The following is a 21048-nucleotide window of genomic DNA, read 5'->3' on the forward strand; positions in this document are numbered from 1 at the left end:
CTCGGATCACCGTCCCCGGCTCTGACCACCGACGGCGGGCGTGTCCTTGTATTGGTCGCCCAGCTTGTCGAACAGGCTCTTGGTTTCCTTGTCGTTCTCGTGCTGTACCTTGCCCGCCTTTTCCAGCGGGCCCTTGAGCGCCTCGCACCGGCCGCGGACCTCGTCCAGGTAGTGCTTCCAGCTCCCGTAGAGCTCGCGCTGGGCCGCCGAGGACGCGACGCCCCCGGCGCCACCGCCCTTGCCCATCCCCTTCTGCCCCTGCTCCAGCGAGGTCAGCGCCTTCTTGGCATTCCCCGCCAGCCTCTCAACACCAGAGGCAGCCGAATTCCACACATCCTTTTTGGACTTCACCTCGCCCGAGCCACCGGAGCCCCCACCGGCGCTCGCGAGTCTCATCCCGGAACCAGCAGAAGTCTCCTTCTTCAGCTGCGCCCACTCCGCCTCAAAGGCAGCCACGCTCCCCATCCCCCGCTTCCTTCTTGCTCTCCACGTCGGCACCGCCCGCGAGCGTACAGAGAAGGGCAGCCACGGACATGAGTACCGATACTCATCTCCCCAGGTCAGCAGGCTGATCGGCGAGCGCACACAGCGGCGTCCCTACCTCGGGTACGTGCTTCGGCGGCGTCTGATGAACACCGCCGAGGCAGCCGCGACGACCACGCCGCCGACGCCCAGAGCGATCCACAAGACACTCCCCCAGCCAGTCGACGAATCCTCCGCCGGCTGCTCCACGGACGACCCCTTGATCAAAGAAGGCTTCGGCGCCCGGGAATTGGCGTCGGCGAGGGGGCTGGTGTCCGGCGGGCCAGGGTCACCGGGGGTTTTCAGGGCGATACGCGGGCGGACCATGCCGTAGCCGATGGTGTCAGTGCGTTTGCGGCCGTCCACGGAAGCACCCGCGGTATTGAGCAGGACCCGGGTCACTTGATTGGCGGTCCAGTCGGGGTGCTTGGACCAGACGAGGGCAGCGGAGGCGGAGGTGAGCGCGGCGGCTTCGCCAGAGCCTCCGCCGCGGCAGAACCCGCTTCCGCCCTTGCACGCCGACACGATGCCCTTACCCGGGGCCACAAGGTCGACCTGAGGGCCTCGTTCGGTCTCCTTGGTGGCACGGAGGTCCCGGTCGACTGCCCCGACCCCGACCACGCCGGGGAACGCGGCCGGGTACAGAACCGGATTGCCGTCCCCGCCCATGTCCCCGACCGCCGCGACGACCAGCTTCCCCTTGGACAACGCGTAATTCACGGCCTCAGCCTCATCCCGGCTTCCACCGGCACGGGTCAGGGAGAAATTGATGACCTTGGCATCGGATTCCGCCGCGTAGCGAATCGCTCTCCGCATCGATTCGACCGGATCCGTACGCAGAATGGATTGGCTTCCATCGTTCACCCGCAACGGCAGGACCTTCGCCCCCGGCGCGAGACCGAACGACCCGTTCGCGCCGTCGCCCTTGCCGGTCCCGGTGATGAGCGCCGCCATTCTGGTACCGCGGCCGTCATAATCGGAATGAGCATCTCCGGAGAAATCCGTGAAATCCTTCCCCGGCAGCACCCGACCACGCAGGTCGGGGAGGCTGTCATCCACCCCCGAGTCGATCACGGCGACCGTCACCCCGGCGCCCGTACTCGTCTTCCACATACCGTCCGCGTGCATGACGTCGAGATGCCACTGCTGAGCACGGATGGTCTCCGACTGAGCCGGAGCAGCCGCGCCGACAACGATGAGGAGACTCGCGACCATCGACAGAACTCGTGCCGGTCGTCCGACGCCGCTGTGGAGGACGTGACGCATGGAGGATCTGCCGTGCCTTTCACGCGGATTTCAATCGACCGCCGACGGTGACGCTCGCATAGACATAGAAGGTGGAAAACGGAGAGCGGGGCGCGCTTCCGGCGCGCGCCCTCGCTCAGTCGATATGTGGTTGCTCAGGCCCTGCGCCGGCGGACGACGGTCACACCTGCCACCGCCCCGACCACTACTGCCGCCCCGACGCCGAGGGCGATCCACAGAGTGCTGTCGCCATCGCTTTCGGACGAGGAATCCACCGCGGCCTGCTCGGGAGCGTCGGCACCAGCGGACTTGGTCGCTCCCGGTTCCGGAGATTTCGCCCCCGTCCCGGGGAGCGGATCGACATCCGCGGGCCCGGGGTCGCCGGGGTCCTTCAGGGCGATACGAGGGCGGATCATCCCGTATCCGACGGTGTCGCTCCGCTTCTGGCCGTTCACGGGGCCGCCGGCGGTGTTGAGGAGAACCCGGGTCACTTGATTGGCGGTCCAGTCGGGGTGCTTGGACCAGACGAGGGCGGCGGAGGCCGAGGCCAGGGCCGAGGACGCGCTCGTACCGTCACCCATGCAGACTTGGCTTCCGCCTTCACACATATGCACGATATCGGTGCCTGGCGCTACGAAGTCGACCTGAGGCCCACGCTCGGAAATGGCAGCCGATTTGAGATTCTTGTCAACTGCCCCGACTCCGACAACCCCTGGTGTTGCCGCCGGATACATCACGGAGTTGTCCTTTTTACCGCTGTTCCCCACAGAAGCAAAGATCAACTTCCCCTTGGACCTGGCGTACTTCACAGCATTCGTCAGATCGGGCGTCGACGATACAACGCCGAGCGAGATATTGATGACCTTGGCCTCCGAGTCGGCTGCATAGCGGATAGCCGCCCCCACGGACTTGGAGAATTTCGCGTACCCGTCGTCCGTTCTACTCGTGGGCTTGCTGTCCGAGGCCCTGAGAGGCAGGATTTTGGCTCCTGGAGCCAGGCCGAACCCTCCCCCTTTTCCCGTTCCAGCGATGATGGCGGCCATGCCCGTGCCGTGAGAGGCGTAGTCGGTTCGCTCATCACCCGGCTTGTCGGAGAAGTCCTTCCCCTTGAGCACCTGACCTCGCAGATCCGGCAGCGACGGATTCACACCACTGTCGATCACTGCCACCGTGACGCCCTTGCCCGTACTGCTCTGCCACATCTCTTCGGCATGCATGGCATCCAGATGCCACTCTTGAGAACGCACTGATTGCGCATCAGCGGGAGAGGCTGCGAGCCCGAGGAGCACAAACCCCAGCCCACCGGCCGCCGTCCTCCTCGACCAGGTGGACCACATACTCCTACTGCTTCGCATTCGCGTCTCTCTCAGGCGTTGTCGGCGATTCGGATCAGATCATTCGATGACCGGAGGAGCAACGCGGCCGTGGCCCGAAGTCCAGGTCTCCTCGTCCTCGACAAGGTAGTCGGGACGTTCGCCGCCGCGACCCCTCCGCGCGTTCTTCTTCCCGGCCTGAGAGCCCGGGGGAGCGACGGCCGACCCGCGGCCGGGCGCCGCGCCCTCGACTCCGGCAGGGTTGCCGCGCACCAAGCCACTGCCACCAGGCGTGAAAGTCCCGCCCGTGGTGCCGCCAGGGCGTCGTTGGGAGCTGCCTCCGACGATGCCCTCCGCACCGGGCGCCAGGCGCCTCCCAGCAGCGCTGCCCGAGGGGCCGCCCACGCTCCCGCTCGCTCCGCCCGGCCCGAAAGGCCGACCCATCGCGGGTCGGCCCTGCGCTGTCCCGCCCCCTTGTACCGGCTCATTCCCGATGACCGTTCCCCTGGGAATTCGGCTCACGGGACTGTCCTTCGGAGCGGGTGACGGCCGTCCGCCGACAACACCGTCAGCGGGGTTGCGCGGACTCCGTGTGCTGGGCGGTTCGCTGAACCCACGGCTTCTCGATGCCTGGGACGTACGGTCGGCGTTCGGCGGGCGGTTGCCACCGGAGGTACCGGGAACCCTCGGTGACACCGGACTCACCGGCGGCACGAAGGGCCCCGGCTGCGGTGCGACCGGCCCTGGCCCCACTCGTACACCCCCTGACGGGGAAACTGTCTCTCCTCCGCGCGGCACCACCGCATCGTGAGTCGCCGTCGGAAGGCCGGCGATCTCCGTGCCGACGTGCTCGATCGGACGATGCGCTCCCCTGGGGGCAGGCGAGGAGTGGTCTTGCGCCGGCCTGCTGTCGGAGGCCGTCGAGGCGATCGACCCATTACGGGGAGCGTTGCCTCCGCCTCCGGTCCCACCTGCGATCGAGATGTGCCGCAGATCGTCCCATTGCGTATCCCGACGCGGCGGCATCACCGCCGAAGGCAACGGCGGAAACACAGGCTCCGTAGCCGCCTGGATGTTCATCGTCGAGGCGATGTACGACCCCGCCAGCTTCCGCATCAAACGGGCGGCGTCGGCATGGTCGCTGTCGAGCTGGGCCCGCGCGGCGCCCACCTCTTTCAGCGTCGGGCCGTTCTTGTCGTCGAGGGTCAGCTGGCCCGGCGGGTTGGCCTTCGCATACGCGGCGAGGACCTTCTTCGCGGCCCCCTGGACGTGCGGCATCCCCGTCTTGACATCCGCCATGTCGGTAGCCGCATTCGACATCCATGTGCCGGCGGTCTCGCTGTAGTGGGCGAGGTTCAACGTCGCCGTGACCATCTTCTCGCCCCAGGCGCGGAACGCCTTGCCGCCGTCGCCCCTCCACGGCACATGGTCCTCGTCCATGTACCGCTTGAGGTCGTCACCGACATCCTTGATCTTGTCGGCAGCGGCACGGAGTCTTTTGCCGACTTCGCTCACCTTGCCGGCGTCGGTGCTGTCGATGATCTCCCGCAGCTTCTCGTGGGGGATCGCGTCGAAGTCCGTGGCGACCGACGGGGTGAAGAAGAACGGCCTCTTGGGCACCGGGATCTGTGCGGGCGCGGGTGTGCTCGCGGGCGGCATGACGTAGCCGTACGGAAGGTCAGACACGGTCGCTCCTCGCCTCTCCCTTTCCCATTTCGGTGTCAGGCGCGCTGTCAGGCGCGCTGTCAGTGGCGCTGTCGGTTGCGCTGTCAGTAGTACGCGGGCGCCCCGGAGGGCGGGCGCGGATCACGGTGAGCATCAGCCCTGGACCTGATCGCTGCCCGGCGCCTTCGTGTCCGAGGGGGCGTTCTCCCCCTCGGGGTGGTAGTGGCGTTCGAACTCGGTCTGGGCGGCCCACATGCGCGCCTGTTGCTCGAGGTCGACGTTGGCGTAGCTGACGCGGGCGCTCTGCACCGCTGTTCCCATCGCCTCGATCTGGTCGGAGAGGAGCTGGGAGAGCGTCTCCAACTGGCTGTGCACCTGGTGGTACGCCGTGTACAGGTCTTGTGCCTCGTCGAATGCCGAAGCGCCCAGATGGCTCCCCGTCACCTTGTCGCGCCCGATGTTCGTCGGCGATGCGTCAGACGCGGAAAGGCCCTTGAGGATGTCGTTGACCCGGCTCTGGAACGCCTTCAGTTTGTTCAACTCGGCTTTGAGCTTCTCGCCGTCCGAACCGCCACCCGAACCGCCGTGCGAAGCGCCCGGAGACGCCGACTGGAGCCAGACGCGGTGCTCTCCGCCTCTCCCGCCGTCCGGCGCGCCGTCGCTCACGTCCGTCTCCCCCATCACTCTCAGTATTCAACTCGCGGCAGAAATGCGCCCATCACTGTACTGACGCCACGTAACTCTCGCACTTCCCTTTCGACGGCGGCACAGACCCCCACCTCATCCTCCTGAGTACGCGCACTCATGGACGGCAGCCTCTTCGCATGGTAGGGAAGCGCCCAGCCCGCCGGGGGCCCGTCATCCCCGCAGCCTCAGAACACGGGCAGGGCGATCAGCGACGGGCCGTTCACGACGAAGACGCGATTGCCGTCCGCCGCGATCGAGCAGTGATCCTCCGCATCCATCTCGTACGCCCAGCCGAGCGCACCGCTGTCCTTCTTCAGAGCGCTCACCTCGCCATGGGGCTCGTTCCCCCACCACACACCCGCGCCCTGAACAACGATCGGGATGTCTGCCCGGCCGCTCATCTCCCCTTCCCAGACCCTGCTTCCGTCCTTGCGGCTCAGCCGTCTCATCTGGTCGCCATGAGCCGCGTACACGGCATCCCCCGTCACGGTCGGCGGCCCCCAGGACTCGTTCTTGCCCGTCTCGCCGGTGGACGTCGCCGTCCACTCCTCCTCGCCGTCGCTGATCCTGCGGGCGGCCAGGGAACCGCCGTTCAGGTACACGGTGGTGCCGGAGACGGCCGGCCGGATCAGCTCGGCGCCCTGGTTCCGGAGGGACCATGCCTCGCGCCCGTCGCGTGTGTCGACGGCGACGACGTGCCCATCACCGCTGCCCACGATCAGCCGGCCGCGGCCTGTCGCGGCCCACGGCGCGCTGTCGTCGTCGGCCCGGATGTTCACGGAAACCCGAACCGTCCAGCGCGTCTCCGCGTCCGACCTGCTGATACCGCGCAGGCGGCCGTCCTTCGTCACGACGTATACGGCATCGTCGTCCGCGGCGAGGATCGCCGCCGCGTGCGCGTCGGCGGTCCAATTCGGCTTCCCGGTCGACGCGACGAACGTCACGAGCGTTCCCTTGGCGTCAAGGGCCGCTACCAGTTGGTCCGACAGCGAGACGTAGCCCCCCGCGGTGCGCACGCCGCGCGCGGTCCACCGGCGCCGGCCGTCGATGACGTCGTGGGCTGCGATGCCGCCGCCCTCCGCGGCGAAGACGACGACGTCGCGCACCGGCAGCGGCGCGGGCGAGCTGGTGGCGGCCATGGGCAACGGCCCCCACAGCGGAGTCGGGCCCTTCTTGGTGTCGGCGTCGCTGATGGATCGCTGTGGACGGGCCTCGGGGAGCGCCACGGCGGGCGGAATATCGAAGGAGGTGTCCCGCCGGTGCAGCAGCCAGCCGGCCGAACCGCCTGCCGCCGCGAGGGCCCCTCCTGCCGCGAGTCCGGTCAGGACACGGCGTCGTGAGACGCGTCCGGCAGGCGGTCTTTCCGGGGATGGAATGATCAGTTGTCGAACGGCGCGCTCGCGTTCCTCGATGTCCTCCGCCAGCCATCCGCGACGCCAGACGCGGCCGGCGCCCCGCGGCGGCGCGGAGGCCGCCGCGACCTCGTCGGGCGAGGGCCGCAGGGCGGGGTCCTTGGCGAGACACGGGGCGACGAACGGCCGGAGCGGTTCCGGTATCCGGTCCAGGCGAGGTGCGCCGTGTACGACCTCGTACTGCACGGCGGCCGCATGCGGTCCGTCGAACGCCCGGTGCCCGCTTGCCGCGTACACCAGCACCGCCCCCAGGGAGAACACGTCGGCAGCCGGTGCGACGCGCTGTCCCAGTACCTGTTCGGGAGCCCCGTAACCGGGTGTCACCGGCACTTGGCCGGTCGTCGTCAGCGTCAGGCCGTGCTCGGGGCGGGCGATCCCGAAGTCAATAACGCGCGGGCCGTCCGACGTCAGGACGATGTTGGCGGGCTTGAGATCGCGGTGGACCAGGCCCGCGGCGTGGATGCCGGCGAGAGTACGCGCGAGGGAAGCGGCCAGGGCGCGTACGGCGGGTTCGTCGAAGGGCCCTCGGGCGGTAACGGCCTCGTCGAGGGTGGGGCCGGTCAGGAATTCGGCGGCGATCCACGGCCGTCCGCCCTCGGTCTGCGCCCCGAGGACGCGCGCCACGCCCTTGCCCGTCACCGATTGCGCCGTCCGAGCCTCGCGTACGAAGCGCTGCGCGAGGTTCTGGTCGTGGGCGAGCTCGGGGCGGAGCACCTTGACGGCGGCCACCCGGCCCGCGCTGTCCTGTCCCGCGTACACCTTGCCCATGCCGCCTTCACCGAGCACGCCGAGCATTCGGTACGGGCCGAGGCGGAGCGGGTCGCCGGTGCCGAGGGGGTTCATGAGGGAGGGCCTTCTGCCGGAATCGGACGAGCGAGGATCGGACGAGCGGGAATCTGACGAGTGGGAGGTGGTCGGGCCGGAATCGGACTGATGGGAGTCGCACGCGCCGGCATCGGATGGCGGGGGTCAGACGAGCGGGAAGGCGACGAGGAAGCTGTCGCCCCACCCGATGATCGTCTTGCCGCGCTCATGGGCGGCGAATCGGCTTCCGGACGTCTTGTAGGTCCACGCCGTCCTCCGCGAGGACAGATCGATCGCCCTGAGCCCCGAATCGCTTCTGCTGTACACGTATTTCGCGCCGACGACAGGCGGTCCGACGAGTTTCGCCTTTACGCTCTCGCCCGTCTCCTCCCCCCATCGCAGTCTTCCGCTTCCGGCGTCGATCGCGACGACGCCTCGGTCCTTTTCCGTCGCGTACACGATTCCGTTCTTGAGGGAAGGCGGGCCGTAATACTGTCCCGGACTTCCCGAGGCGAAGTTCCACGCCTCGCCCCCGTCGCTCAGCCGCAGCGCGCGCAACCGCCCCGTACCCACGTAGACATGGCTACTGTCCGCCACCAGCCGCCCCCGTACGAGGTCCGGCTCCCCGCCGTCCAGGGGCTTGTCCCACAAGAGGCTTCCGGTACGGGCGTCGCGCGCGACGACGCGAACCTTGTCGTCGGCCGTCTGCTGGAAGAGCAGCAGCCGGCCGCCGACGGCCCGCGCGTCGAGGAAACGCAGCCGCAGTGGCCGTTCCAGCATGGCCGGCAGCGGCTGAGACCATTTCTGCTTGCCGGTGGCGGTGTCGACGGCGAGCAGAAACCACTTCTGCGCCCCGGAGGACATGCCCAGTCTGCTCGTCCCCCGCCCGGCGGCCAGGTAGGCGATACCGTCCGTGATGCAGAGCAACTGCTGCGCGAGCATGAATCCGTTGAAACCGGGGAACGTCGCCACCGGGGCTTCCGTACGACCGTGCTCAAGGCTGAAAGGCGCGAGGGCAAGCGCGTCTTTTCCCAGATGCTTCCTCGTGAACCGGTAGAACCTCTTGCCGTCCGTACCGGTCTCCCACGTGCTTTGCCTGTCCTCGGAGTTCCACCGCACCGCGCCGGTACCGGCGTCGATCGCCCTCAGTCCGCCGGCCTGGTCCACCGCGACCATGCCCGCGGCGAAGAACGGCGCCAAGGGAGCCAGTTCGAGGGAAGTGCCGTTGACGCCCGTCTCCCACAGCGGGACCCGGAGACGGCCCTGCCAGGGGCTGCCCGGCTCGGAGTCCGCCGACGCGGCCCCCCGCCCCAGCCAGGCCCACGTCCCCGCGCCCGCCGCCGCCAGTCCGAGCGCGGCGCCGCCGCCCATCGCGAGCAGCCTGCGCCTGGAGAGGCGGGCGGGCGCCGAACGCGCCGGGGACGGGGCGGGCTCCGGCTCCGTCGGGACGGTCGCCGGGACCGGGAGGCGGTGGGGCCAGAACTGCCATACCTCCGCGGCGCGCCTGGCGATCTCCGCCAGCACGGCGACGGGCAGGTGATCCGCGAATTCACCGGAGCCGTCGTGCAGCAGAGCCGCCAGCTCCCTCGTGGCCGGGCGCCGGGACGGGTCCTTGTGCAGGCAGCGGGACAGCATGGCGGCCAGGTCCGCGGGGACGCCCGTCAGGTCGGGGTCGGCGTAGCGGACGCGGTAGAGGAGGTCGGCGGGGGCTCCGTTGCCGAAGGGACCCCGTCCGGTGGCCGCGAAGGTCAGGACTCCGGCGAGCGCGAAGACATCGCCCGCCGGCGTGTGTTCGCCTCCGGCGGCCTGTTCCGGTGACATGAAAGCCGGTGTGCCGGCCGCGGCGCCGGTGCGCGTGAGGTGCTCGTCGCCGATGGCGCGGGCGATGCCGAAGTCGATGACCTTCGGGCCGTATGCCGCGATCATGATGTTGGAGGGTTTGAGGTCGCGGTGCACCACGTCCGAGAGGTGCAGCCGGCCGAGGGCTCCGCACAGGGCGGCGCCGAGCGCCCGCACGGAGGGCTCGGGCAGCGGGCCGGACAGGGCGACCGCGTCGTCGAGCGGCGGCCCGAGTACGTACTCGGTGGCGAGCCACGGGGTGTCGGCCAGCGGGTCGGCGTCCACGACCTCGGCGCCGTGCAGGCCGCCCATGACCCGTGCGGCGTCGGTCTCCAGCCGGAACCGGGTGCGGCACACGTCGTCCGAGGCGATACGGGCGTGCATCGTCTTCAGGGCGACGATACGGCCGCCCCCCGACCTGGCCAGGTAGACGACGCCCATGCCGCCGCTGCCCAGGCGGGCGATGAGGCGGTAGGCGCCGAACCGGTCCGGATCGTCGTGGGCGAGGGGCAGCGGCATCGGCGGTCAGTCCTGGCGATGGGCGGGCGCCGGGGGCGCGGCGGCGGGGAGGTCGGCCGCGAGGATCACGGCGGACTGGCGGGCGATGGCCGCGACCACGCGTCCCGGCAGCCAGCCCGGCCCGAGCGTCACGGCCGCGCGGGCGGCATCGGACCGGTCGATCACGGTCCGCGGGTGAGCCGGGACCGCATCGGACCGGCCGCCCCCGGCCCCCGAGGGGACCGAGGCTGCATCGGCGTCCCGGATGAACTCGTCGAGCAGATCGGCGGCTCGTGGACGGGACGCCGGGTCCCGGGAGAGGCAGGCCCGGATCACCCGGCGGAGGCCGGGCGGGAGTTCGTCCCGTTCGGGGGCCGTGTGCCCGGTGGCGGCGTACGCGAGAGTCGCACCGAGCGCGTAGCTGTCGCCCAGCGGGTCCGGCGTCCCGCCGACCGCCTGCTCCGGCGGGAGACTTCCCGGTTCGAGGCCGGGGGCGCCGGCCCGCGGGGCGCCTTCCTCGGCCGCGGCTCGTACCGCTCCGAAGCAGGTCAGGCGGGGACCGTCGGCCGCGAGCAGCACGGCGGCCGGGGAGACGCCCGCGTGCGTCAGGCCCTGTCCATGGGTGACGGCGAGGGATTCCGCGAGGGCCGCGCCGAGGGCGCGCACGGTGTGTTCGGGGAGCGGCGCCCCGTTCACGGCCACGGCGGTGGGCAGCGGGAGCGCGGGCAGATACGGGCGGGCGTGCCACGGGGGTTCGCCGGGGGACGAGAACTCGACGGCCGGAGCGCAATAGGGGCCGAGGAGGTACCGGGACGCCTGCGCCTCGGTCGCGAACCGCCTGGGGTCGGCGTCCTCGTGCGGAACGCCGGCCAGGACCGTGCGCTCGCCGTCGGCGCTGCGCGCGATGAAACGCCGCTCCGGTACGGGCAGCCGACTCCCCTCGCCGTCCAGGCGGGCCAGTACCGCGTACGGGCCGACGCAGCGCGGAACGCCCCTACGTGGCGCTGTCATACGCGACGCTCCCCCGCGTTCCCTTCCGACGACACAGCGTCCGGAGCCTACTTCGCCGTCCACCCGCCGGAGAGGGCAGGCCCCGCGAGAGACGCCGAGTCCTCCTCTATGCCGGAGCCCCCACCGCCCCCACCGCCGCCTGCGGCCGGATCGGGAGGCGGTTTACCGGGCGGCCCGTGGCTGCGCGTACGGCGGCGGCCACCGCGGCCGGGGTGGTGACGACCGGGATGGCGCTGATGGCCTTGGCTCCGAAGGGGGCGACGACGTCGCGTTCCTCCACGAGTTTGACGATGCGGACGGTCGGGGCGTCCAGGGAGGTGGGGAGGGTGTAGCCGGTGAAGTCGGGGCGGCGGACGATGCCTTGGCTGGTGCGGAGGTTTTCGGTGAGGGCGGCGCCGATGCCCTGGGTGATGCCGGCCTCGATGCGGGTGTTCGCCTGGCGGGGGTTGAGGACGCGGCCGACGTCCTGGGCCACGGCCACCTCCACCACGCGTACGGAGCCGAGCTCTATGTCGACGTCCACGACCGCGCGGATGGCGCAGAAGGCGAGGCCGACGAAGGCGTCGCCCTGGCCCGTGTCGTCCAGCGGCTCCGTCGGGTGCGGGCGACACTGGGCCGTGGCCCAGAGCTCCTTGCCGTCAAGCGCCTCGGCGACCGTGGTGCTCAGCACCCCGTCGTACGAGGTGATCTTGCCGTCGGCGATCGTCAGCAGCTCCGTCGACATGCCGAACTTGTGCGCCAGGGGCTGGAGCAGTTGCGTACGGACCATGCGCGCCGCCCGTTCGACCGCGCCGCCCGACACCCACGTGTGCCGGCCGCGCGCCGCCGGACCGGCCGGGGGCTGGTCCGTGTCCACGGGCGCGACGTGCACCTCCGCCACGCCCAGGACCTCCTGGACGATCTGCCGGGCGAGGGTCGAGAAGCCCTGGCCCGTCTCGACCGCCGCGCAGATGACCGTCGCCACGTTGTTGTGGATCTTCACGGTGGCCGTGGAGACCTCGTCCGCGCCCTCCGCGCCGAGCATGTGCACCATGCCCACCCCGTAGCCGACGCCGCGCCGCACCGCCCCCGGTTCGCCCGCGCCCTCGGGGCCGCCGGGCAGCAGCCAGTCGCCCTCCGGGTCGTCCTTGGGCAGCGCGGGCAGCGGGAAGTCCCGTACCGCGCGCAGCAGTTCGGCCACCGGCGCCGGGCATGTCACCGTCTGGCCGGTTGGCAGCAGGTCGCCCGTGGCCAAGGCGTTGCGCAGCCGCAGTTCGGCCGGGTCGAGGCCGAGCTTGGCGGCCAGCTTGTCCATCTGGCCCTCGTACGCCGCGCACACCTGCATCGCGCCCTCGCCGCGCACATGGCCGGAGGGCGGGTTGTTGGTCCGTACGGCCCACCCCTCGACGAAGGCGTGCGGCACCACGTACGGGCCGCAGGCGAACGCCACGGCGGCGGCCAGGGAGTCGGCGGACGAGTCCGCGTACGCGCCGGAGTCCAGCAGGATCTGCGCCTCGACCTTCACCAACTTGCCCTCGGCGTCGGCGTGGTGACGGTACCTCAGCAGTGTCGGATGCCGGTGCGCGTGGCCCAGGAACGACTCCTCGCGCGTCGCCGCCAGCTTGACCGGGTGGCCCGTACGCAGCGCCAGCAGCCCCAACGGCAGCTGCATGCCGGGGTCTTCGCGCTCACCCATGGCCCCGGGCACCCCGGTGACGACGACCTTCACCCGCTCCGGTTCGAGGCCGAAGCAGGCGGCGGCCAGGTCGCGGTCCGCGTGCGGGTCGGTCGACGCGGTGTAGATCTCCACGCCGCCATCGGGGCGCGGCACCGCGAGCCCCGCCTCCGCGCCGATCGGCGCCGGGTCCTGGCGGCCGATCCGGTACAGCCCCTCGACGATCACCTCGCCCGCCGCCTCCGGGTCGCCGAAGCGCAGCGGGATGTGCCGGATCAGATTGCCGTCCGGGTGCAACGGCTCGGCGGCGAAGGCTTTTTCGGGGTCGGTGACCGGTTCCAGCACCTCGTACTCGACGGCGATCGCCGCCGCCGCCAGCCGCGCCGTGTCGGGGTGGTCCGCGGCCACCGCCGCGATCGGCTCCCCGTGGTGGCGCACCAGGTCCGACGCGAACACCGGGCGGTCCGCCACCCGCCTGCCGTGCGCGGCGTCGCCCGGCACGTCGGCGTGGGTCACCACGGCCCGTACGCCCTGCATCGCCGCCGCGGCCGAGGTGTCGATCGAGACGATACGGGCGTGCGGGTGCGGGGAACGCAGCACCGCCGCCCACAGCAGCCCCTCCGCCCACAGGTCGGCGGCGTACGGGAAGATGCCGAGCGCCTTCGCGGGGGCGTCGGCCGGCGGGAGCGAGACGCCGATGCCGTGCGGCGGCGGGTCGGCCGAGGCCGGGCCGGGGGCGCCCGCACCGCCGCCGTCGGCGGCAGGGGGCACGGCTCCGGCGCCGACGGCGTCCGCCATTCCTGCTGTCATGCCGCTGCTGCCTTTCCGCTCTCGGTGCCGGTGTTACTGGTGGTGCTGGGACCCGCGCTGGTGCTGGGACCCGCGCTGGTGCTGGGGCCCATGCTGGTGCTGGGATCCGCGCTGATGCCGAGACCCATGCTGGTGCTGGGATCCGTGCCGGTTCCGGTGCCCGTGCCCGTACGCGCGCCCGTGCTCATGCCGTGTCCGCCTGCCCGCCCCGCTCACCAGGGAAGTGATCACCGGGGCCGCCGGGACCACCGTCGTGCGGTCCCCCCTGGTGCGGCGGTCCCCCCTGATGCGGGATACGGGCCTGCTGGTCCGCCTCCACCGGCGACTGCCCCGAACCGTCCTCGTGCGCCGCCTCCTGGGCCGCCGCCTCGTGCGCCGCCTCCTGGGCCGCCGCCGACTCCGCGCGCTCCTCCACGACTTGGCCGACCGCGTCGAGCACGCCCCGGTAACCGGAACACCGGCACAGGTTGCCGCAGATCGCCTGCCGCGTCTCCAGCTCAGACGGCGCGTGGTTGCCTTCGAGCAGATCGTGCACGGTCATGGCCAGCCCCGGCACGCAGAACCCGCACTGCACGGCCCCGCAGTCGGCGAGCGCCCGCTGTACGTCCGAGGGCCGGCCGTCCGTCGCCAGGCCCTCGACCGTACGGACGTCGCTCCCGGCCGCCGTCGCGGCGGGCACCAGGCAGGAGACGACGAGCCGCCCGTCCACCTTGACGGAGCACGCGCCGCACTCCCCCTGTGAGCAGCCGTCCTTGGCCCCGGCGAGGCCGAGCCGCTCGCGCAGCACATAAAGGAGGGACTCCCCGATCCAGGCGTCGATGACGGGACGGTCGATCCCGTTGACGCGCAGGACGTAGGAGGCGCGGGGGTGTTCGTTGAGGGGCTGAGGGGGCTCGTGGTGTTCGGTGCCGGGCTCGGCCGAGGGCTCGGCGGCGTGGCCCTGCGCCACGTCGTCAGCTGAAGCTGCCGACTCTGGGGCCTCCGAGGGGGCGGCCTCGGACGGCGCTACGGACTCGGGCTCGTGTACGGATACGGGCACGGGCTCAGCAGCCGGTACGGGCTCCTCAGCCGTACCCGACTCCGCCTCCGCCCCCGACTCCGGCTCGGAACTCTCCGCTGCCTCCGCCTGTTCGGTGTGCTCGACGTGCTCGACGTGCTCGACCGCCGGGGTCTGACCGGTGGCAGGGACGCCGGGCGCGGGCTCCGCGTCGGCGTGCGCCGGAGCCGCGTGGTCGTGGCGCGCCGCCTCGGTACCGGCCGCCACCACATCACCGTGACCGACCGGCACCGGCACCGGCATCGGCGTCGCCTCGGTCGGTGCGCTCCCGCCGTCGGCCTGCGGCGCGGCCTCCACGTCAACGTCCGTGCCCGCGATGCCCGCACCGTCCTGGACCGGAGCATGACCGTCCGCGACGGCAGCCTCCGCACCGGCGGCCTGCTCGGGCTCACGCTCGGTCTGACCCGCCGCGTGCGGTTCATCGGCCGCGTCCCGCGCCACCGCCTCGGCATCCGGCGCCGGAGCCTCGTGCTGCTCCTGCCCCTGCTCCTGCTCCTGCTCCTGCTCCCCACGCTCCGGTGTCGCCACGGGTGCGGTGGGTTCCGGACGCCCGTACTCCCCCTGCGTCTGCGCGGGGATGTCGACGTGCCCCTCCGGCATCTCCGCCGACTCCGACCGCAACTGCTCAGCTTCCTGCGGCAGTTGATTGGGGCTCGCCCACGGACCGCCCTCGGCGGCACGGCTGCCGTACGGACCGTAGGGGTCGGTGAAGGCGTCCGCGCTCAGCGCGCGCGGGCCGCCGAACTGCTGGCCGCCGTCATAACCGCCGTACGTCGGCACCTGGTGCCCGCCGTGCCCGATTTCCCCGTGCGCACCAGGAGCACCGTGCTCAACGGGAACCCCCTGACCGACCTCCTGCTCATGCCCGTGTCCGTGCCCCTGCCCATGTCCATGTCCATGTCCATGTCCATGTCCATACACAGGCTGATGCGCATACGGCCCGCCGTACTCGGCGGCCCCCTCGACCGCACCCGGCACCGGCCACTCCGCCGTGGCGTGCGGGTCATCCTGTGGGGCGGCCGGAGCCGGGACCGAGGGCACTCCAGGGCCATGACCAGGGCCCTGCCCCTGCCCTAGCCCCTGCCCCCCATAAGGCGGCGTCCCCGGGACGCGCATCCCCAAGGAGTACTCGCCGGACTCGTCGACGGGGTCGTCCCCCGCCGCCGGTACCGACCACTGCCCCGCGCCGACGGACGCGCCGTCGTCCCCGTGCACACCCGGAATCGGCCACTGCGCCGTGGCATGCGGATCGTCAGGACCACCCTCGACGCCCGCGGAACCATCAGCGGAACCAGAAGCACCAGGCACACCCGACGCACCGGCAGGATCAACACCGCCCTGCGGTACGTAAGGCCCGCCGCCCTGCCCGTAAGGCATCGTCCACTGACCCATGGACCCCGGGTCGGCGGAGGCCGCGTGCTGCCACTGCTCGCCGTGCGCGGGCTGCGAAGACTGGTAGTACTGGCCCTGCCCACCATGCCCGGCCTGACCACCATGCCCGGCCTGACCCGCCTGTCCGACCTCTCCGGCCTGACCCATCTGATCGAACTGCGGCGGCGCGTACCCGGCCCCGGTCCCGGGCGCTGCCAGCGGATCCCAGCCGCCCGGCGATCCCGGCGAGCCCGGGGACCCCGGCGTGCCCGCCGCACCCCCCGCGCCCGCCCGCGGGTGCGCCAGAAGCTCGGGCGGCAACTGTACGAACGCGGTGCCCTCCGCGTCGTACTCGGGTCCCTGCGGGATCGGCTGCCAGCCGCTCGCCCTGGCTGCCGCCCTCGCGGCCTCAGCCGCCGCGTCGGTCGCCCCGGATACGGGGCGCTGCTGTTCGTCACTCACGCGAGTGCCCTCCCCAGTGCTCGGCGGGCCAGAGCTGCCACGGTACGACGCAGGTGCAGGGCCGCGGGCGGCAGGGTGACCGGTTCGCTGCCGTCCTCCGGCTGCGGCGGGTCGGGGATGCAGGCCGCCGCCGCGTACTCGCCGAAGGCCGCGCACGCCTCCGGCGCGAGGCCGCGCTCGCCGTCCCAGTCGATCAGCGAGGCTACCCAGCGCTCGGCTTCGAGCGGGCGCAGCGGCATCGGGGCGACCGCGCCGACCGCGCACCGGACCTCGCGCCGGGCGGGGTTGAGGACGATGGCGACGGACGCGGTGGCCCGCCCCGGCCCCGTACGGCCGGTGGCCTTCAGGAAGGTCTGCGGGGCGTGCAGCAGCGGTACGCGCACGTAGCCGATCAGTTCGCCGGGCCGCAGCATCTCGACCCCGGCGAGCAGGTGGCTGACCGGGATCTCCCGACGTACGCCACCGGGACCCGCGATGACCAGGGTCGCCTCCAGGGCGGCGAGCACGGGCAGCGTGTCGCCGGTGGGAGCGGAGGTGACGATGTTGCCGCCGAGGGTGCCCGCGTTGCGGATCTGCGGGGGGCCGGCCGCGCGGGCGGCGGCGGCGAGGCCGGGGATGAGGGCCGCGAAGTCGGGGCGCCCTATACGGGCGTGGGTGAGGCCGGCGCCCAGCAGGGCGTGGCCGTCCTGGTACTGCCAGCCGCGGATCTCACTGATCCGGCCGAGGCCGACGAGGGCCGCGGGGCGCAGCAGTCCGGAGTTGACGGCGGCCATCAGATCGGTACCGCCCGCGACGGGCACGGCGGCGGGCATGGCGGCGAGTGCCGCCACGGCCTCGTCGAGCGAGCCCGGCAACGTCACCGTGTGTGCCGACTGCGGTGCGTGCGTGGTCAACCCAGCTGCCCCTTCCCCGGTGTCCCGGCCGTTTCGCCGTACGGTACGTGCTCCCGGCCTGGACGTGGCAACTCTGGCACACCTTGTGGCCCAGCCGTCGCGAGGGTCCACGAACGGCCGGTCCGCCCCCGCGGCACGGGAGCGGACCGGTTTATGGCGCGGTCTGCGACGTGTCCCCCGGTACGTGCGAAATGCCATCCTTCGGGGCCCCTTGTACGACTTACGCCATTGTGTCGAGCTCTACCGTCCCAGGGGCGGGCGGCAGGGGCGCGGACCTTTACGCCCGGCTCACACGATCGGGGGCGACCCCTCGATCGGACGTCCGAGCACGCGCGGTCGACGTCACCGTGCGCACCGCCGGCACGCGCCCACTGTTCGAATACACGGGATACACGCAAGGCACGGGATACGCGGGACGCACGGGATACACGCAATACACGGAACACACGCGCCACACCGGAACTCCCCCACCCCGCCCCTCCTCTCAATTCTCTCTCAATCCCCTCCCCAAAAGCGTCAGTCCTTGACCGCCCCTCCGAGCCCCGACACCAATCGCCGCTGCACCAGCACGAAAAAGACCAGCACCGGAATGGTCATGATGGTCGACGCCGCCATGATGCCGCCCCAGTCATTGCCCTCGTCCTTGAAGAACACCAGCAGCGCCATCGGCAGCGTGGAATTCTCGGTGGCGCTGATGATGAAGGACTTGGCGAAGAGGAAGTCGTTCCATGTCGAAATGAAGGAGAAGACGCTCGTCGCCACGAGCCCCGGAAAGACCAGCGGGAAGAGGATCTGCCACAGGAATCGCCCGCGGCTCGCGCCGTCGATGTACGCGGCCTCCTCCAGCGCCGGCGGCACGGCTTTCACGAATCCGCGCAGCATCCAGATCGCGAAGGGCAGCGAGAAGGCGATGTGCGGCAGCATCAGCGAGCCGAGGGTGTTGAGGCCGATGCCGGGCACGGTGTCGCCGAGGTCCCGCATGAGGAAGAACATCGGGATCGTCAGCGCCTCGACCGGCACCATCTGCGCGACCAGGAACATGATCAGCAGGGTGGTGCGGAAGCGGAACTTGAAGCGGGTCACCGCGGTGGCCGCCAGGAAGGCGATCAGTCCGGAGACGACCACCACGACGCCCGCGACCAGCAGGCTGTTGAGGAAGTACCGCCCGAAGTCCTGCTGGTCGAAGACGCGCCGGAAGGAGTCGAGCGAGGGGTGCAGGGTCCAGGGCCGCGGGTGGCCGGACTGCACCTCGCCCGCCGGCTTGAAGGCCGAGACCACCATCCAGTACAGCGGGAAGGCGACGACGACCGCGACGACGAGGGCCGTCGCCTCGGCGGCGAGCCGCCAGGGGCGCCGCACGCGGAGCAGCCCGCGCGCCCGGAGCGGGGTAGTGGTGCTCACAGTTCCTCCCCGCGCGGTCGCGGTGTGCTGGTGGTGCTCACAGTTCCTCCCCCTGCCGCCGCAGCAGCCGCAAATAGCCGAGGGTGACCGCCAGCAGGATGAGCAGCATCACCACCCCGATCGCCGACCCGAGTCCGTACTGCGAGGAGGCGAACGCCTTCTGATAGGCGTAGACGTTCAGGACGAGGTTCTGTCCCGCGATGCCGCCGCCGTCCGTCATCACATAGATCTGGGTGAATACCTTGAAGTCCCAGATGATCGACTGAATGGTGACGACGACGAGGATCGGCCGCAGCATCGGCGCCATGACGCTGCGCCAGATCCGCCAGTTGGACGCGCCGTCGAGCGAGGCCGCCTCCAGCACCTCGCTGGGAATCGACTTGATGCCCGCGTAAACGGTGACCATCACGAACGGGAACGAGCACCACACCACCTCGAAGAGGACGAGGCCGAAGGCGCTGAACCGGTCGTACGTCCAGGAGTAGTCGGCGAATCCGTCGAGCCCCAGCCAGACCAGGACCTTGTCGACCGGGCCGAAGTCGGGGTCGAAGAGGAAGACCCAGACCGTCGAGCCGGTGATGGCGGGCGTGGCCCACGCGCCGAGCGCGGCGAGCATCAGCGCGAGCCGGGGCAGCGCCCGGATGCGCGTCAGGAGGACGGCGAGCGCGCAGCCGACGGCGAGGGTGGAGACGACGCAGGCGGCGGCGAAGGCGAGGGTGGCGATGAGAACTCGCCAGAACTGACCGTCGGAGAACAGGTCGGCGTAGTTGCCGAGCCCCCGGAAGGAGGTCGGCTCGCCGCCGCTGACCTGGGCCTGGGTGTACTGGAGCGTGGAGATGAGCCCGAGTTGGTAGATCGGGTAGATCAGCAGCCCGGCGAGGACGATGAGCGCGGGGGCGAGGTACAGCCACGGCGTGCGTCCGCCGCGGGACGCGCTGAGGCGCGGGCCCCGGCGCGCGCGGTCCGGCGCGGGCGCGGGCCCGCGCTGCCCGCGCGCCGGGGCCGGTGGGGCGGTTGCGTTGGAGGACACCGGCGTCATCCCGCGCTGCTGAAGGCGGAGTTCATCTTCTTCGCGGCGGCGGCCGAGGCGGCGTCCACATCCTTACGGCCGCTCGCGATCTCCTGGAACATCGTCGGCAGGACCAGCGAGGAGTCGATCGTCTGCCAGGCGGGCGTGGCGGGGACGAACTTGGCGCCCGCGGCGAGCGTCTTCACGAAGGGGGCCACGTACGGGCGGCGCTTGGCCGCTTCCTGCCGCACGTCGGTGTAGGTGGGCAGGAAGCCCATCGCGTCGAAGAGCTTGTTCTGGGATGCCTTGCCGGCCAGCGACTTCATCAAGTCCACGGCGAGCGTGCGGTGTTTGCTGCTCTTGAGGATGCCGATGTTGTTGCCGCCCGCGAAGGCCGGGGCGATCTGGCCGGCCTTGACGCCGGGCAGCGGCACGATCCCGTACTTCCCCTTGGCCGCGCCGTCCTCCACCGCCTGCCGGTTGAAGTCGCCGCCGATGGCCATGGCGGCCTTGCCGGACGCGAAGGCCTGCACGGTGTCGTTGCCGCCCATCTGGGCGCACTTGGCGGCCGGGCAGTTGTCGTTGCCGAAGAGCGCGGTGTAGGCGGTGATGCCGCGCTTCGACGCGTCGCTGTCGATGGCCGCGGTGAACGCGCCCTTGTCGCCCCCGCCGGTCGCGATGTCGCCGCCGTTGGCCCAGATGAAGGGCATCGCGCCGTAGGTGTACGCGCCTCCGACGGCGAGCCCGTACAGCTCGGGCCGCTCCTTGTGGACCTTCTTGGCGGTCTCGGTCAGCTCGTCCAGGGTGGCCGGCGGCTTGAGGCCGAGGTCCTTGAAGACGTCGGTGCGGTAGTAGAGCGCGCGCACGCCGACGAAGAGCGGCGCGCCGTAGATCTTGCCGTTGACGGTGACCGACTGCTTGGCGGCGGGGTCGGTGTCCTTGGCGTCCGACCAGGCGTCGAACTCCTTGGTCAGGTCGGCGAGTCCGCCGTCCTTCACATAGCCGGCGGTGTCCGTGTTGCCGTACTCGATGACGTCGGGGGCGCTCTTCGGGTCGTTGAAGGCAGCCTTGATCTTCTGTGCCCTGGTGTCGACGGGGATGTAGGTGATGTCGGCCTTGGCGTCCGGGTGGTCCTTCTTGAAGGCGGCGAGCGCGGCACTGACGACCTCCTCCTTCGGCTTGTTGTTGACCTCCTGGAAGAGCCAGACGCGCAGGGTGCCGCTCTTCTCGTCGGTCTTCGCGCTGTTGTCGGAGGTGGACGGCGCACACCCCGTGACGGCGAGGCCGGCCACCGCGAGTGCGGCCACTGGTACGGCAATTCGGGCAGAAAGCTTCACAGGGGGGTCCCCTCCCACTTGGGCGTTGCACCATACGCAACGCCCGTTTCGCTTTGCA

15 protein-coding genes are annotated in these 21048 nt (G+C 71.1%); 1 reads left to right on the plus strand and 14 read right to left on the minus strand.

Going from position 1 to position 21048, the window contains the following annotated elements; translation table 11 throughout:
* Positions 1–6: 6 nt before the first annotated feature.
* The 10 genes from AB0I49_RS12765 to AB0I49_RS12810 all read right to left on the minus strand — a co-directional run bounded on the left by AB0I49_RS12765 (position 7) and on the right by AB0I49_RS12810 (position 15297).
* Entirely contained in the window at positions 7–456 is a 450-nt protein-coding gene (locus AB0I49_RS12765) for a hypothetical protein (RefSeq protein WP_363226923.1), read from the minus strand.
* A 141-nt stretch (positions 457–597) separates the two neighbouring features.
* Positions 598–1737, minus strand: a complete 1140-nt coding sequence (gene mycP / locus AB0I49_RS12770; protein WP_363226924.1) for a type VII secretion-associated serine protease mycosin — start codon at positions 1735–1737, stop codon at positions 598–600.
* A 185-nt stretch (positions 1738–1922) separates the two neighbouring features.
* Positions 1923–2984: a type VII secretion-associated serine protease mycosin gene (gene mycP / locus AB0I49_RS12775; protein ID WP_363226925.1), complete on the minus strand. Its 1062-nt coding sequence runs from the start codon at positions 2982–2984 to the stop codon at positions 1923–1925.
* Between the two features lie 177 nt (positions 2985–3161).
* A complete protein-coding gene (locus AB0I49_RS12780) occupies positions 3162–4766 on the minus strand; it encodes a hypothetical protein (protein ID WP_363226926.1) in 1605 nt (534 codons plus the stop codon).
* 132 nt (positions 4767–4898) lie between these two features.
* Positions 4899–5426, minus strand: a complete 528-nt coding sequence (locus AB0I49_RS12785; RefSeq protein ID WP_363226927.1) for a hypothetical protein — start codon at positions 5424–5426, stop codon at positions 4899–4901.
* Between the two features lie 191 nt (positions 5427–5617).
* Positions 5618–7687, minus strand: coding sequence for a serine/threonine-protein kinase (locus tag AB0I49_RS12790; protein WP_363226928.1), 2070 nt, complete (start codon positions 7685–7687; stop codon positions 5618–5620).
* Positions 7688–7813: 126 nt separating this feature from the next.
* Positions 7814–10006 carry a serine/threonine-protein kinase gene (locus AB0I49_RS12795; RefSeq protein ID WP_363226929.1) on the minus strand — a complete coding sequence of 731 codons (2193 nt, stop codon included), beginning with the start codon at positions 10004–10006 and terminating at the stop codon, positions 7814–7816.
* A 6-nt stretch (positions 10007–10012) separates the two neighbouring features.
* On the minus strand, positions 10013–10996 hold the full coding sequence (locus AB0I49_RS12800; RefSeq protein ID WP_363226930.1) for a serine/threonine protein kinase: 984 nt from the start codon (positions 10994–10996) through the stop codon (positions 10013–10015).
* Between the two features lie 106 nt (positions 10997–11102).
* Positions 11103–13460: a molybdopterin cofactor-binding domain-containing protein gene (locus AB0I49_RS12805; protein ID WP_363226932.1), complete on the minus strand. Its 2358-nt coding sequence runs from the start codon at positions 13458–13460 to the stop codon at positions 11103–11105.
* A 184-nt stretch (positions 13461–13644) separates the two neighbouring features.
* The gene (locus tag AB0I49_RS12810) at positions 13645–15297 is read right to left on the minus strand and encodes a 2Fe-2S iron-sulfur cluster-binding protein (protein ID WP_363226933.1); all 1653 of its coding nucleotides are present in this window, start codon (positions 15295–15297) and stop codon (positions 13645–13647) included.
* A 12-nt stretch (positions 15298–15309) separates the two neighbouring features.
* Between AB0I49_RS12810 and AB0I49_RS12815 the strand changes: the two genes are divergently transcribed.
* Entirely contained in the window at positions 15310–15594 is a 285-nt protein-coding gene (locus AB0I49_RS12815; RefSeq protein ID WP_363226934.1) for a hypothetical protein, read from the plus strand.
* 752 nt (positions 15595–16346) lie between these two features.
* Here AB0I49_RS12815 and AB0I49_RS12820 read toward each other — a convergent pair.
* From AB0I49_RS12820 to AB0I49_RS12835, 4 genes are all read right to left on the minus strand, one after another.
* Positions 16347–17243: an FAD binding domain-containing protein gene (locus AB0I49_RS12820; protein ID WP_363226935.1), complete on the minus strand. Its 897-nt coding sequence runs from the start codon at positions 17241–17243 to the stop codon at positions 16347–16349.
* Positions 17244–17759: 516 nt separating this feature from the next.
* The gene (locus tag AB0I49_RS12825) at positions 17760–18644 is read right to left on the minus strand and encodes a carbohydrate ABC transporter permease (RefSeq protein ID WP_363226936.1); all 885 of its coding nucleotides are present in this window, start codon (positions 18642–18644) and stop codon (positions 17760–17762) included.
* A 37-nt stretch (positions 18645–18681) separates the two neighbouring features.
* Complete coding sequence (locus tag AB0I49_RS12830) at positions 18682–19683, minus strand: sugar ABC transporter permease (RefSeq protein WP_363226937.1); 1002 nt, start codon at positions 19681–19683, stop codon at positions 18682–18684.
* Positions 19680–20990: an extracellular solute-binding protein gene (locus AB0I49_RS12835; RefSeq protein ID WP_363226938.1), complete on the minus strand. Its 1311-nt coding sequence runs from the start codon at positions 20988–20990 to the stop codon at positions 19680–19682. The genes AB0I49_RS12830 and AB0I49_RS12835 overlap by 4 nt, the downstream gene beginning before the upstream one ends.
* Positions 20991–21048: the final 58 nt, after the last annotated feature.

Origin of the sequence: Streptomyces sp. NPDC050617, from assembly GCF_040654795.1 — a bacterium.
Taxonomy (GTDB): Bacteria; Actinomycetota; Actinomycetes; order Streptomycetales; family Streptomycetaceae; genus Streptomyces.